The sequence below is a fragment of the Streptomyces sp. NPDC034099 genome (assembly GCF_055575415.1).
Window position 1 is genome coordinate 23,799 of the sequence record NZ_JBVISR010000023.1, and the last position, 13,868, is coordinate 37,666.

Sequence of the window (13,868 nt, forward strand, 5' to 3'; positions counted from 1 at the left end):
ATTCATTCTGCAAGCACCTGCGGAGCACCGCGTCGGGCCTGGCAGCGGCCCTGGCGGCGTGGGGCGGCCCGGGGCCAAAACTGGACCGATATTCCTTTGATAGAGCCACGCCCTAACGTCTTCGGTGGCAGAAGACGTGATGCCGGACCGGCTCACGGAACAAGCGTCCCAGTGGAGGCGACAGGCATGCCCGGTGCAGTCAACCTCGAGAACTCCGGCCGTCCCGCGACCGACAGTGAACGCCGGCTGGCGGGCCTGTGGGCCGACGCGCTCGGGGTCCCGGTCGAGCGGATCGGCCGCGACGACAACTTCTTCCGGATCGGCGGCACGTCGAGGGCGGCGGCGCGGCTGGTGATCGCGCTGGACCGGCGCCTGACCATCGGCGAGTTCGCGCGCACCCCGACCCTGGCCCAGCTGGCCGAGCTGGTGGACGTGCGCAACGGCGCCGGCCCCGTGCCCGCCGCCGGCCCCGTGCCCGCGGGCGGATGAGATGAGGACCTCCGTACGGGCGCCCCGCGACGGGGCGCCGAGGCCGTGCGTGACCGGATTGCCGTGTCTGTGGCAGCACTGGCAGTCCCGGTCCCTGATCCCGTCTCCGACACCGCCGAGCCGGCCGGGCGTCCCTGGCCGGACCCGGCCCAGGAAGTGATCCGCCATGCGTCTGGTCATCGCCGAAGGCTCCGCCGTACTGCGGGCGGGGCTGGCCCATGTGCTCGGTGAGCGCGGCCACCAGCTGGCCGGTGCCGTCCACGACGCCAGAGTGCTGCCCGCCCTGGTGGCCACCCACCGCCCCGACGTCCTGGTCGCCAACGTCCGGCTCGCCCCGACCTGGACCGACGAGGGCGTGGGTGCCGCGCTGGACGCCCGCCGGCGGCACCCCGGCACCGGAGTCCTGCTGTTCTCCGCGAGCCCCGAACCCCAGCACGTGGCCCGTCTGTTCGCCGGTGACGGCGCCGGTGTCGGCTATCTGATCCAGGACCGGATGACGGACGCCGAGGAACTGCTGGACGCCCTCGGGCACGTCGCGACCGGCGGCACCGTCGTCGATCCCCGCGTGGTCGGCTCGCTGGCGGCGGGCACCGCACCCGTATCCGATCAAGGGGCCGTGCTCGACGTATTGAGCGAACGGGAATTGGAGGTCCTCTCCCTCATGGCGCAGGGCCGCACCAACAGCGCCATAGCGGACCGGCTGATCGTTTCCCAGGGAACGGTGGAGAAACGGGTGGCGTCCGTCTTCGAGAAACTGCACATCCCCGGCAGCCCGAGCGACAACCGCCGGGTGCTGGCCGTGCTGCGCTATCTGACGGAGCGCCGGATCCCCGTGCCACCGGCCCGCTTCGAGCGCCGTCCGGACCGCGGGCGGGTCCTCGGCCGGGCCGCGTGACAGACGCCGGTCCATGGCGGCCATTACCTCGGATTCCTTCGCAATAGGCGCTAAGGAAGCGAAAAATTTTTGGAGTCTACATACGATCTTGACATGTTCTCCATGTCAATGTTTTGCTGACCCCCGACCGAAGTTAAAGCAGCAAATACAATCGCTTGCAAAGGTGACCGGACGGGGGGTCATGTACGTGAGCTTGGAAAATGGCGTGGATGGTGGAATAAGAGTTTCTCCCACCATCCCACCGCACATGACGAAGACGGTTCCACCACATCGTGCCGGGGTCGGACGAGGGCACATGCGCGCCGATCAGGTGCTGACCGTGCGGGTCGGGTTACGGCTCCCTGACCTGCTGTCCTTCGAGGAGTGGGAGCGAGCGGGCCGCCAGCTGGCCGGCGTACTGGACTCGTCGTCGTGGTGGCTCGGTGACTGGCTGACCTACGGCAAGGACCACTACTCCGACCGCTACAAACAGGGGATCGCCGCCGCCGGCCTGCGCTATCAGACGCTGCGCAACTACGCCTGGGTGGCGGGCCGCTTCGAGCTGGGGCGGCGCCGGTCCAGGCTGACCTTCCAGCACCACGCCGAGGTGGCCTCGCTGTCCCCCGGTGACCAGGACACCTGGCTGGCCCGCGCCGAGGAGCGCGGCTGGACTACGAAACAGCTGCGCAACGCCCTCCGGGAGGCCAGGGAGGACACGGCGCCCAAGGGCGCGAAGGTGATCCCGGTGCGTCAGCTGGCCGTACCGCGCGAGCGGTTCGAGCGCTGGCATAAGGCGGCCGAGTGCACTGGCGTCGCGGTCGAGGAGTGGGTGCTCTCCATCCTCGACTCCGCCGCCGAGCAGGTCATGGAGGGGGAGGACGAGTGGGCCGCCGCGGTGGCGGGTCTGCCGCCGTCCGGCGCGGTGTCCGCCGCGAAGGGCCTCGGGGTCGCGCACGCCGGATGACGGGCCGGGCGGGGCCGGATCCACGCCTTTCCCGCCGGTTCGCCCAGCCGGCTGTCCTGTCGACAGGACAGCCGGCTTTTCTGTGCCGGGAAACGGCGTCTGCGCGCCACGGTGGCGAATAATCGCTGTTCCGAAAGTATTCGGCCATGTCGGCGTGAATGGTGTCCGAAAGTCGTCCGGTGGCGCCTGCAATACCTGCAATACCTGAGTTGTCCGTCCTGCCGGATTCGCGCGAACCAGTACGCGCCGCGCCGCCGGCCATTCTTTGTCGCCGTATCGGAGGGGCCGCCCGCCCCGGGAGGGAGGCGCGCGATGAGCGTGCTCGACGAGATCGTCGTAGGAGTACGGGAGGAGCTGGCGGGCCGCACGACGCGCACGTCCGGCGCGGAGCTGCGGGACCGGGCCGCCGCCCGCGGAGCCGGCCGGGACTGCGCCGAACTGCTGCGCGGCCGCGGACAGGTACGGGTGGTCGCCGAGGTGAAACGGGCCAGCCCCTCGGCGGGGCCGCTCGCGGACATCGCGGACCCCGCCTCGCTCGCCGCGGAGTACGCCGCCGGCGGTGCCGCCGCGGTGAGCGTGCTGACCGAGCGGCGCCGGTTCGGCGGCTCGCCCGCGGACCTCGCGGCCGTGGCCGCGCGCGTGGACGTGCCCGTGCTGTGCAAGGACTTCGTCGTCGACCCCTACCAGCTGTGGGAGGCGAGGGCCAACGGCGCCGAACTGGTGCTGCTCATCGTCGCCGCGCTCGGCCGGCCGCTCCTCACCGACCTGCTGCACCAGGCACGGGAGATCGGACTCACCCCGCTCGTCGAGGTCCACGACGAGGCCGAGGCCGAACAGGCGGTGGCGGCCGGAGCCACCGTGATCGGTGTCAACGCCCGTGACCTCAGGACCCTGGAGGTGGACCGGACCACCTTCTCCCGGGTCGCGCCCCACATCCCCGCGGAGGTGGTCCGGATCGCGGAGTCGGGCGTACGGGGCCCGCGGGACGTGGCGGAGTACGCCAGGGCCGGAGCGGACGCGGTCCTCGTCGGCCAGGCCCTCGTCACCGCCGGCCGTCCACGCCTCGCGGTGAGCGAACTCCTCCACGCACACGAGTGAGCCCGCACCGGACGGTGCGGGCTCACCCGACGAACGACGATGGTGCCCCCAACGGGATTCGAACCCGTGCTACCGCCTTGAAAGGGCGGCGTCCTAGGCCGCTAGACGATGAGGGCTATCGGCCCGCCGGGGCGCCTCACGGCGCGTCGGGGACGTGAGAAGCATAGGCGACGCCGCGACGTATCGCCAAAACGGTTCACGGGGCGCCGGGAGCGGAGGCGGCCGGGCCGCCCGGGGCCGTCGCGGAGGGCCCGGTCGAGGTCGGGGACGGGGACGCGCCCGGCTGGTTCTCCTTCGGCAGGTGGCGGCTGACCTCGGCCGTCGTCAGGCCCAGGCCGCCCAGTTCGATCTCGTCCCAGGCCTGCAGGCGCCGGGTGTCCCGGTCGAAGTAGAGGATCGACGCCTGGATGGGGTCCGGGTACTTGCCCTCGACCGCGCGCAGCCCGCTGCCGCCGGTGGAGCCCTCGACGCGCAGCCGGGTGCCGTACTTCATGACCTTCATGTCCTCGTGGTGCAGGTGCCCGGCGAGCACCAGCGGAACGTCGCCGTCGACCTCGCGGGCGGCCGACGGCTCGTGGGCGACGGCGACGTCCACGGGGGTGCCGGCCGCGCTCTGGTCGCGCAGGGCGGAGGCGAGGCGGGCGCCGGCCAGTTCCTGGGAGGCTTCGGCGCCGTCCGCCTCGGAGCGGTCGGGGGTGTACTGCGGGTCGCCCATCCCGGCGAAGCGCAGGCCCGCGACGGTCCGGGCGTGGCCGTCGTCCAGGACGTGCACGTTCTTCAGGTGCTTCAGGTACTCCTGGGTGCCGCGGGAGTCGTGGTTGCCGCGGACCCAGACGTAGGGGGCGCCGAGGTCCTCGATGGGGTCCAGGAAGCCGTTCTCCGCGGCCGTGCCGTGATCCATCGTGTCGCCGGAGTCGACGATGACGTTCACCTTGTACTGCCGCACCAGCGAAGCGATGATCTTCCAGCTCGCCGGGTTCAGGTGGATGTCCGACACGTGCAGGACGCGGATCGTGGTCGGGTCCGGCTGGTACGCGGGGAGCGTCGAGGTGACGTCGTAGAGCTTGGTCACGTTGGTCACCAGGCGGGCCAGCTCCTTCTGGTAGACGTCGAACTCGGTCACGATGCTGCGCGCGTTGCCGACGAGGGAGGGCGCGGAGGAGAGCAGCCCGGAGAACCTCGGCTCCAGGACGGAGTCGGGGTTCCAGGTCGCGTAGGCGGTGCCGCCGGAGGCGACCAGCAGGGTGAGCGCGAGTCCCCCGGCGGCGAGCGCGCGCCGGGGGCGGCGGTAGACGACGAGGCCGAGGGCCGTGGCGCCGGTGACGACGGCCACGCACGAGCGGACGGCCAGGTCCAGCGTGCCGTGCTCGACGTCCTGGGCGACCTCGTCCTGGAGGCCGGAGAGGCGTTCGGGGTGGTCGACGAGGGCCTGGGCGCGGGCGGGGTCCAGCTGGTCGACGTTGACGTCGAGGCGGACCGGGGCGACGTGGCTGTCGAGCTGGAGGGCGCCCAGCGGCGAGAGGTTGATCTTCGTGCCGCCGGCCAGCGAGGGGCGCAGGGTCATCGTCGTGTCCATGGGGCCGACCGGGACCCGGACGTCGCCGACGACCAGCAGCCCCAGCCAGGCGCCGAGCAGGACGACGGCGACGAGGCCGGCGGCGCGGGTCCAGGGGCGGGGGCGGGCGGCGAGCTCGGGGGTGGCGGACAGGGACCGGTCCCGGCGGGCGAGCCGGTCGCGGTAGCGGCGGGTGAGGATGCGCGGTGCGTTGCGGATTCGGTTCATCACCTCGGCCAGGGCGTGCGGGGCTGCGGCGGGGACGCGGGCCATTGGTCCCGTATGCCCGGACCCCGGTGCGGATATGCGGGTCGTACGGAACGGTCGTACCCGACAATGGGCGTGTGCTGGAGATGACGCGCGAGGAGTTCGAGGAACTGGTCGCCGAGGCCCTGGACCGGATCCCGCCGGAGCTGACGCGGCTGATGGACAACGTCGCGGTGTTCGTCGAGGACGAACCGCCGGCGGACGATCCCGAGCTGCTCGGGCTGTACGAGGGGACGCCGCTGACGGAGCGCGGGGAGTGGTACGCGGGGGTGCTGCCGGACCGGATCACCATCTACCGGGGGCCCACGCTGCGGTTCTGCGCGACGCGTGAAGACGTCGTGGCCGAGACCGAGGTGACGGTCGTTCACGAGATCGCCCACCACTTCGGGATCGACGACGCGCGGCTGCACTCCCTCGGGTACGGGTGACGCGCCCGGGTCAAGTCCGCCTCGCCGGGCGCGTGTCCTCTTGTGGGTGACGGGAGTTGGGCACGTCGACTCCTTGACCCCCGGAGGTGGCCGCCCGTGCGCCCCTTGTACGTACCCGTCCGTCTGGCCGCCACCGCCCTGGCCGTCGCCGCCGCATCCGGCTGCATGAGCGTCGGCGACGAGTCCGGCGGGGGCGCCAGGCCGTCGCACTCCGCCGGGGAGCGGGGAGGCGAGGCGCCCGGGGGCGGCCCAGCGGTCTCCGGAGGGAACGCCGGGTACGACGCGGCGGCGGCCGACGACGGGCACGGCAAGGGGAAGAAGGCGAAATCCAAGGGCAAGGGCAAGGGCGACCACAAGGGGAAGGGCGGCGAGGGCGGCAAGGGCAGGGCCGGGTCCGCCTCGGAGCCCCCGGCCGCGCACCCGACCGGGGCTCCGCCGCCGAACGGCGGGAACCACGGCCCCGAGCCCACCTGGACGCCCCCGGCGGAGCCCACCCGGACGGCCGAGCCGGAGCCGACGCGGACCGCGGAGCCGCCCGCCTCCCCGACGCCGGAACCGACGGTGGCCGAGCCGTCCTCGTCGGCGCACGAGCCGCCCGGGACCCAGCTCGAACAACGGGAGCCGGCACCGGCGGCCGGGACACCGGCGTAGGGCGGACGGGCCGGGTGCGGACGGCCGGAGGACGGCCGGGCCTGCTCGGCCGGGCGACGACGGGCCGCTGACCTGCGCATGTGTCGCCGGTTTGCCTTCGGGGGTGGGGGGTGCGTATGGTGGTAGATCGTTTGATCCCATTTGCCCGGCGCCACCGCAGAGCGCGCCGTGTGGCGCGTACTCTCCCCCTGCCGTGGTGGACCGCATCGAGGCGGTCGTATTGCGAATCGCGATTCACGGAGTTGACGGGCGCGTGCCGACGAGAGACTCCGGAAGGTTTCGCATTCGCATGTCCATGATCAGTACTGACCACGTCGTCGTGCCCGAGAACGCCGAGGGCGTCGAGAGCGCGCCGGAGGCCGTCGAGGCCGTGGACGCCTCCACGGCCACCGAGGCCACGGAGCCCACGAAGGCCCCCGAGCCGACGTTCGCCGACCTCGGCCTGCCCGAGGGCGTCGTGCGCAAGCTCGCGCAGAACGGCGTGACCACCCCCTTCCCGATCCAGGCCGCGACCATCCCGGACGCGCTGGCGGGCAAGGACATCCTCGGCCGGGGCCGCACCGGCTCCGGCAAGACCCTCTCCTTCGGTCTGCCGACCCTGGCCACGCTGTCCGGCGGCCGCACCGAGAAGCACAAGCCCCGCGCTGTCATCCTCACCCCGACCCGCGAGCTGGCCATGCAGGTCGCCGACGCGCTCCAGCCGTACGGCGACGTCCTCGGCCTGAAGATGAAGGTCGTCTGCGGCGGCACCTCGATGGGCAACCAGATCTACGCCCTGGAGCGCGGCGTCGACGTCCTGGTCGCCACCCCGGGCCGGCTGCGCGACATCATCAACCGCGGCGCCTGCTCCCTGGAGAACGTGCAGATCGCGGTCCTCGACGAGGCCGACCAGATGTCCGACCTGGGCTTCCTGCCCGAGGTCACCGAGCTGCTCGACCAGGTCCCGGCCGGCGGCCAGCGGATGCTCTTCTCGGCCACGATGGAGAACGAGATCTCCACGCTGGTCAAGCGCTACCTGACCGACCCGGTCACGCACGAGGTCGACAGCGCCCAGGGCAACGTGACGACCATGTCGCACCACATCCTGGTCGTGAAGCCCAAGGACAAGGCGCCGGTCACCGCCGCGATCGCCGCGCGCAAGGGCCGCACGATCATCTTCGTCCGCACCCAGCTCGGCGCCGACCGCATCGCCGAACAGCTCTGCGACGCCGGTGTGAAGGCCGACGCGCTGCACGGCGGCATGACGCAGGGCGCGCGTACCCGGGTGCTGGAGGACTTCAAGAAGGGCTACGTCAACGCGCTCGTCGCCACCGACGTCGCCGCCCGCGGCATCCACGTCGACGGCATCGACCTGGTCCTGAACGTGGACCCGGCCGGCGACCACAAGGACTACCTGCACCGCGCCGGCCGCACCGCCCGCGCGGGCCGCACCGGCACGGTCGTCTCGCTGTCCCTGCCGCACCAGCGCCGCCAGATCTTCCGGCTGATGGAGGACGCGGGCGTCGATGCCACGCGCCACATCATCCAGGGCGGCGCCGCCTTCGACCCCGAGGTGGCCGAGATCACCGGCGCCCGGTCGATGACCGAGGTGCAGGCCGAGTCGGCGGGCAACGCGGCGCAGCAGGCCGAGCGCGAGGTCGGCCAGCTCACCAAGGAGCTGGAGCGGGCCCAGCGCCGTGCCACCGAGCTGCGCGAGGAGGCCGACCGCCTGGTCGCCAGGGCCGCGCGGGAGCGCGGCGAGGACCCGGAGACGGTGCTGGCCGAGGTGGCCGCCGCGTCGTCCGAGGCCGAGGTCTCGCTGCCCGAGCAGCCCGGCGCCCGGGACGTGGAGAAGACGGAGCGCACCGGCGGCGGCAACGACCGCGAGCGCTCGTACGAGCGTCGCGACGACCGTGGCGGCTTCCGCCGTGACGACCGCGGTGACCGTGGCGACCGTGGCGGGCGTTCGTTCGAGCGCCGTGACGACCGGCGTGACGACCGCGGTGGCCGTTCCTTCGAGCGTCGCGACGACCGCGGTGACCGCGGTGGCCGCTCGTTCGAGCGTCGCGACGACCGTGGCGGCTTCCGCCGTGACGACCGCGGTGACCGTGGCGACCGTGGCGGGCGTTCGTTCGAGCGCCGTGACGACCGCGGCGGGCGTTCGTTCGAGCGCCGCGACGACCGGCGTGACGACCGCGGTGGCCGTTCCTTCGAGCGTCGCGACGACCGCGGTGACCGTGGTGACCGTGGTGGGCGTTCGTTCGACCGGCGTGACGACCGCGGTGGCCGCCCGTTCGAGCGCCGCGACGACCGTGGCGGCTTCCGCCGGGACGACCGCGGCGAGCGCGGCGGACACCGGGGCAGCGACCGTCCGTTCAACCGCGACCGCCAGGGCGACCGCCCCGGCTTCCGCTCCGGCGGTCACGACCGTCCGAACGGCCGCCGTGACGACCACCGCGGTTCGTCCTTCGGCCGCCGTGACGACAAGCCGCGCTGGAAGCGCAACGGCTGACGCCTGAACAGCTGAGACGCGCCGTGGCCTCCGCCCCACCGGGTGGAGGCCACGGCGCTTCGCGTTGCGGTCCGGTTTCGGCCATGGAGTGACGCATGTCACGCCCACCGCGAGGGAATTGCTGGGGGCATGACAGATGACGCCAAGGCGAGTGGGCTGTCGGACGAGGAACGGCTGGCCCAGCTCGGCTACACCCAGGTTCTGGCCCGCCGCATGTCGGCGTTCTCCAACTACGCGGTCTCCTTCACGATCATCTCGGTCCTGTCGGGCTGCCTGACCCTCTACCTCTTCGGCATGAACACGGGCGGCCCCGCCGTCATCACGTGGGGCTGGGTCGCCGTCGGCCTGATGACGCTCTTCGTCGGGCTGGCGATGGCCGAGATCTGCTCGGCGTACCCGACCTCGGCGGGCCTGTACTTCTGGGCGCACCGCCTGGCACCCCCGCGCACGGCGGCGGCCTGGGCCTGGTTCACGGGCTGGTTCAACGTGCTGGGCCAGGTCGCGGTCACCGCCGGCATCGACTTCGGCGCCGCGTCCTTCCTCGGCGCCTATCTGAACCTGCAGTTCGACTTCGAGGTGACGCCGGGCCGCACGATCCTGCTCTTCGCGGCCATCCTGATCCTGCACGGCCTGCTGAACACCTTCGGCGTCCGCATCGTCGGCCTGCTGAACAGCGTGAGCGTGTGGTGGCACGTCCTCGGCGTCGCGGTCATCGTCGGCGCGCTGACCTTCGCGCCCGACCACCACCAGTCGGCGTCCTTCGTCTTCGGCGAGTTCGTGAACAACACGGGCTGGAGCAGCGGGGCGTACGTCGTCCTCATCGGTCTCCTGATGGCCCAGTACACCTTCACCGGCTACGACGCCTCCGCCCACATGACCGAGGAGACGCACGACGCGTCCACGGCCGGCCCGAAGGGCATCGTCCGCTCCATCTGGACCTCCTGGATCGCGGGCTTCGTCCTCCTCCTCGGCTTCACCTTCGCCATCCAGTCCTACGACGGCGCCCTGACGTCCCCGACCGGTGCGCCGCCCGCCCAGATCCTGCTGGATGCGCTGGGCGCCACGGCGGGCAAACTCCTCCTCCTCGTCGTCATCGGTGCGCAGCTCTTCTGCGGGATGGCGTCGGTGACGGCCAACAGCCGCATGATCTACGCCTTCTCCCGGGACGGCGCGCTGCCCTGGTCCCACGTCTGGCACTCGGTGAACCCGCGCACCCGCACCCCGGTCGCGGCGGTCTGGCTGGCGGCCCTGGCCGCGCTGGTCCTGGGCCTCCCGTACCTGATCAACGTCACGGCATACGCGGCGGTGACGTCGATCGCGGTCATCGGCCTCTACATCGCCTACGTCATCCCGACCCTGCTGCGCGTCCGCAAGGGCGCCGCCTTCGAACGCGGGCCGTGGCACCTGGGCCGCTGGTCGCAGCCGGTGGGGGTGGTCGCGGTGACGTGGGTCGTCGTCATCACGGTCCTGTTCATGCTGCCCCAGGTCTCCCCGGTCACCTGGGAGACCTTCAACTACGCACCCGTCGCCGTCCTGGTCGTCCTGGGCTTCGCCGCCACCTGGTGGCTGGCCTCGGCCCGGCACTGGTTCCTCAACCCCGACCACGAACGCACCCGCGCCCGCGCCGCTGCCCGGGCGGGCACCCCCGAGCCGGTGGACCCGTAGCCCCGGGCCCCCACCCCCTCCGACGCGGCCGTGACCCCGATACCCGATCGGCGTCCCGGCGGCGTCGGGCTATGCTCGGTGTGGCAACATCACGCAACACACCGTCTGGGCCCTTAGCTCAATTGGCAGAGCAGTGGACTTTTAATCCATTGGTTGTGGGTTCGAGTCCCACAGGGCCTACCCGCCGGACCCCAGCTCACCGCAGGAACGAGCTGGGGTCCTGTCCGTCCCGCGAGCTCCGTACCTGCCGCGCGGCGGCCCGCTCCAGTTCCGTGACGGTGCCCGACATGATCGTCCGGACGTGCTCGGTGATGTGCTCCACGGGCCAGTCCCACCAGGCCACCGCGAGCAGCCGCGCGATGTCCTGCTCCTCGTGGCGCGTGCGGATCAGGCGGGCCGGGTTGCCGCCGACGATGCCGTAGTCGGGCACGTCGCTCGTCACCACGGCCCCGGTGGCGATGATCGCGCCGTGGCCGATGCGGACGCCGGGCATCACGGTGGCGCCGTTGCCGAACCAGACGTCGTTGCCCACCACCGTGTCCCCGGGGTTCGGCAGGCCGGTGAGCAGATCGAAGTGCTCGGCCCAGGAGCCGCCCATGGTGGGGAAGGGGAAGGTGGACGGGCCGTCCATGCGGTGGTTGGCGCCGTTCATGAGGAAGCGGGTGCCGGTCCCCAGGGCGCAGAACTTCCCGATCACCAGCTTCTCGGGCCCGTAGTGGTACAGCACGTTGCGGGTCTCGAAGGCGGTCGCGTCGTCCGGATCGTCGTAGTAGGAGAACTCGCCGACCTCGATCAGCGGGGACCTTACCAGGGGCTTGAGCAGCACGACCCGGGGTTGTTCGGGCATCGGGTGGAGCACGGTGGGATCGGCGGGGAGCGCGGGCATCGGCAAGGCGGATCCTCTCGGCGGATCACTAGTGCGACAGGTGTAGCGTTAAGAGGGTCGCACGGCGCATCTCCATCGATCAACCGGACAGTGGACCCCCGATGACAGACCCGGCAGACCCGGCAGACACGACGGCCACGACGCCTGAGCGGCGTCCGGGTGGGCGTACCGCCCGTGTCCGTGCCCAGGTCCTCGACGCGGTGCGCGCCGAACTCGCCGAGGCCGGGCACGAAGGGCTCACCGTGGAGGGGGTCGCCGCCCGCGCGGGGGTCCACCGCACCACGGTCTACCGGCGTTGGCGCGACGTAGGCGGGCTGCTGGTCGACGTCATCGACGCCGCCGGCGAGACGGACTGGCAGCCGCCGGACACCGGCTCCCTGCGCGGCGATCTGACCGCGCTCAACCGGGAGATCCAGGAGTCCCTCGTCGTACGGCCGTCCTTCGCCGTCGCCCTGATGGCCGCGTCGTTCCACTCCGAGCAGGCCGCGCGGGCCCAGACGCGCCTGTGGGCGGACCGGTACGCCCAGTGCGAGGTCCTCGTGGAACGCGCCGTCGAGCGCGGCGAACTCCCCGCGCGGGACGTGGACGCCCGCGGCCTGCTGATCGCCGCCACGGCGCCGCTCTACCACCAACTGGTGCTCCTGCGCGCCGATCCCGACCCGCGCCTGCCGGAACGGGCGGCGCGGGCCGCGGTGCTGGCGGCCGCCGCGGGCGCCTTCTCCGTTACCCGGGCAGAGGGTGCGTGACCTCGGGCCCCCGTTGGACCGGCGGGTAGTGTGCTCCGGCATGAGCACAACTCCGCGCGGTGCGGGCGGGATTGCCCTCCGGCCCCGTCGAGTGACCCCGCGCCGCCTCGGTGCCGCCGCCGCGGTCTACGGCGTGTTCGTCGCGGGCTGGTACCTGGGGCAGCCCGTGACGCCGGAGTGCCAGGCCGACCGGGCCGCGATCGACCGGGCCGCCGAGCGGTACCGGACCCAGCCGTCCCCCACGCCCGCACCCATCGTGGGTCCGGCCTCCGAGTCGCTGGTGGTGGGCAACGACAACGTGATGTCCCTGACGTATACGTCCTACGCCGTGGCCTGCACGAACGACATGAGTGAACGGCCCCGTCTCGGCGCGTGGTCCGAGGGCGACTGGCCGTAGGGCCGGATGCCCGCCTGGATCACCCCGCGCCGCCTCGGCGTCGTCACCTTCCTGTACGCCGTGTTCCTGGCCGGGTGGTGGCTCGGTCAGCCGGTGCGGTCCGACGGCTGCCTGGAGGAGGGGCCCGCCGCCGCGTCGGACGATCGCCCCGCCCCGGTGGAACCGGCCGACCCCGGCCGCTACTTCGAGAACCTCGGCCTCGACTTCGGCCTCCTCGACTGGGCCGACGACCTGGACGGCCGCCGCGACGGCGAGTACGGCCCCGGCGACCAGGAGTACGAGGCGCGGTACGGCTCCGGGACGTACCCCACGTCCGGCGCGGACCACACGTTCTGCTCCTCCACGAAGCGCGCCCGCCTGCTCGCGTGGGTCAACGGCGACTGGGGCTGAACCGGCCGCCGGACCGGCGCAGTGCCGTGACCATCCAGGGCTGGAAGGGCAGATGACCCGGGATCACCTGCCAGTCGTTGACCGCCCAGACCAGGCGCCAGTACCGCTCGACGAGCGGGTCGTGGCCCGCCTCGAAACGCCCCGCCATCCACTCCCGCAGCTCCGGCCCGTCGGCGCGGCCGAGTACGGCGGCGAAGCGCTCCGCGACGGCGTCGACCACCGATCCGGCGTCGGCGGCCGCCGGATCGATGCCCGCCTCCCTCGCGTCGGCGACGGCCCCTCTGACGAAGGGGACGAGCTCGGCCGCCTGCTCGGAGGCCACCCCCGGCAGCGCGTCCTCGTCGGCGGGCGGGAACGCCGCGTCCGCGATGCGCGCGCGGAAGTCGTCGTCGGCGATGAGTTCGGCCAGCTCCACCCATGCGGCGAGCCGGGCGTCGGAGGGCTCGTCGGGAAGGTCGGGCAGAGCCGTACGCAGGACGGCGGCAGCGTCGCGGGACCGGGGCGTGTCGGCGCCGAGGCCGGCGATGAAGTCGGCCACCAGGTGCCGTCGTTCGTCGGCGGTGAGCCGGGTGAGCCGGTGCATGAGAACGGTCTCCTCGGGACTGGGGTCGCGCCGGGCGACGAGCCGCAGCATGCTGTGGCGCAGCCGCAGGGCGCGGATCTGGAGGGCGGTGGCGTCGGCGTGCGCGGCGGCGACCTCGGCGACGGAGAGGCCGCCGTTCAGGACGCGGCGGACCGTGGCGAGGTCGACGTCCAGCTCCCGCAGGACGCCGATGAGGTGAAGCCGGTCGAGGGCCGCGTCGTCGTAGCGGCGGTATCCGGCCGGGGTGCGGTCCGTGGGCGGCAGCAGTCCGGTGTCCGAGTAGAACCGGATCGTCCGGACGGGAACGCCGGTACGGGCCGACAGCTCACCGATCGAGTACCTCGCGTGCAGGGGCGTCGCGCCGTTCATGGGGCACACTCTCCG

General features: G+C 72.4%; 14 protein-coding genes and 2 tRNA genes. 12 read left to right on the plus strand and 4 right to left on the minus strand.

Annotation, left to right across the window (positions count from 1 at the left end; all coding sequences use genetic code 11):
- Positions 1-186 precede the first annotated feature (186 nt).
- From ACZ56V_RS37450 to trpC, 4 genes are all read left to right on the plus strand, one after another.
- Complete coding sequence (locus ACZ56V_RS37450) at positions 187-489, plus strand: acyl carrier protein (protein WP_467378540.1); 303 nt, start codon at positions 187-189, stop codon at positions 487-489.
- Positions 490-655: 166 nt separating this feature from the next.
- A complete protein-coding gene (locus tag ACZ56V_RS37455) occupies positions 656-1,384 on the plus strand; it encodes a response regulator transcription factor (RefSeq protein ID WP_468948141.1) in 729 nt (242 codons plus the stop codon).
- A gap of 295 nt (positions 1,385-1,679) precedes the next feature.
- Positions 1,680-2,327, plus strand: coding sequence for an LmbU family transcriptional regulator (locus ACZ56V_RS37460; protein WP_468948143.1), 648 nt, complete (start codon positions 1,680-1,682; stop codon positions 2,325-2,327).
- A 312-nt stretch (positions 2,328-2,639) separates the two neighbouring features.
- A complete protein-coding gene (trpC, locus tag ACZ56V_RS37465) occupies positions 2,640-3,425 on the plus strand; it encodes an indole-3-glycerol phosphate synthase TrpC (RefSeq protein ID WP_467378538.1) in 786 nt (261 codons plus the stop codon).
- 40 nt (positions 3,426-3,465) lie between these two features.
- Here trpC and ACZ56V_RS37470 read toward each other — a convergent pair.
- Both ACZ56V_RS37470 and ACZ56V_RS37475 read right to left on the minus strand, forming a co-directional pair.
- Positions 3,466-3,541: transfer RNA gene (locus ACZ56V_RS37470), tRNA-Glu, on the minus strand.
- An 80-nt stretch (positions 3,542-3,621) separates the two neighbouring features.
- Positions 3,622-5,253 (minus strand): metallophosphoesterase family protein, encoded by a 1,632-nt coding sequence (locus ACZ56V_RS37475; RefSeq protein ID WP_468948145.1) that lies wholly within the window; start codon positions 5,251-5,253, stop codon positions 3,622-3,624.
- A gap of 71 nt (positions 5,254-5,324) precedes the next feature.
- On the opposite strand from ACZ56V_RS37475, the gene ACZ56V_RS37480 reads away from it, so the two are divergent.
- From ACZ56V_RS37480 to ACZ56V_RS37500, 5 genes are all read left to right on the plus strand, one after another.
- The gene (locus ACZ56V_RS37480) at positions 5,325-5,675 is read left to right on the plus strand and encodes a metallopeptidase family protein (protein WP_011029427.1); all 351 of its coding nucleotides are present in this window, start codon (positions 5,325-5,327) and stop codon (positions 5,673-5,675) included.
- A gap of 96 nt (positions 5,676-5,771) precedes the next feature.
- A complete protein-coding gene (locus ACZ56V_RS37485; protein ID WP_467378532.1) occupies positions 5,772-6,326 on the plus strand; it encodes a hypothetical protein in 555 nt (184 codons plus the stop codon).
- 289 nt (positions 6,327-6,615) lie between these two features.
- Entirely contained in the window at positions 6,616-8,817 is a 2,202-nt protein-coding gene (locus tag ACZ56V_RS37490; RefSeq protein ID WP_467378530.1) for a DEAD/DEAH box helicase, read from the plus strand.
- Between the two features lie 129 nt (positions 8,818-8,946).
- Positions 8,947-10,482: an amino acid permease gene (locus ACZ56V_RS37495; RefSeq protein ID WP_356370277.1), complete on the plus strand. Its 1,536-nt coding sequence runs from the start codon at positions 8,947-8,949 to the stop codon at positions 10,480-10,482.
- A 107-nt stretch (positions 10,483-10,589) separates the two neighbouring features.
- Positions 10,590-10,662 (plus strand) — tRNA-Lys (locus ACZ56V_RS37500).
- A gap of 16 nt (positions 10,663-10,678) precedes the next feature.
- On the opposite strand, the gene ACZ56V_RS37505 is transcribed toward ACZ56V_RS37500, so the two are convergent.
- Positions 10,679-11,368, minus strand: a complete 690-nt coding sequence (locus ACZ56V_RS37505) for a CatB-related O-acetyltransferase (protein ID WP_468948148.1) — start codon at positions 11,366-11,368, stop codon at positions 10,679-10,681.
- 101 nt (positions 11,369-11,469) lie between these two features.
- Here ACZ56V_RS37505 and ACZ56V_RS37510 point away from each other — a divergent pair, with 101 nt between their 5' ends.
- Genes ACZ56V_RS37510 through ACZ56V_RS37520 form a run of 3 tightly spaced genes read left to right on the plus strand, consistent with a single transcriptional unit; the run spans position 11,470 to position 12,901 of the window.
- Positions 11,470-12,114: a TetR/AcrR family transcriptional regulator gene (locus ACZ56V_RS37510; RefSeq protein ID WP_468948150.1), complete on the plus strand. Its 645-nt coding sequence runs from the start codon at positions 11,470-11,472 to the stop codon at positions 12,112-12,114.
- 40 nt (positions 12,115-12,154) lie between these two features.
- The gene (locus ACZ56V_RS37515) at positions 12,155-12,511 is read left to right on the plus strand and encodes a hypothetical protein (protein ID WP_468948152.1); all 357 of its coding nucleotides are present in this window, start codon (positions 12,155-12,157) and stop codon (positions 12,509-12,511) included.
- A gap of 6 nt (positions 12,512-12,517) precedes the next feature.
- Positions 12,518-12,901, plus strand: coding sequence for a hypothetical protein (locus ACZ56V_RS37520; protein ID WP_468948154.1), 384 nt, complete (start codon positions 12,518-12,520; stop codon positions 12,899-12,901).
- Here ACZ56V_RS37520 and ACZ56V_RS37525 read toward each other — a convergent pair.
- A complete protein-coding gene (locus ACZ56V_RS37525) occupies positions 12,882-13,853 on the minus strand; it encodes a MerR family transcriptional regulator (protein WP_467378523.1) in 972 nt (323 codons plus the stop codon). The genes ACZ56V_RS37520 and ACZ56V_RS37525 overlap by 20 nt on opposite strands.
- Positions 13,854-13,868: the final 15 nt, after the last annotated feature.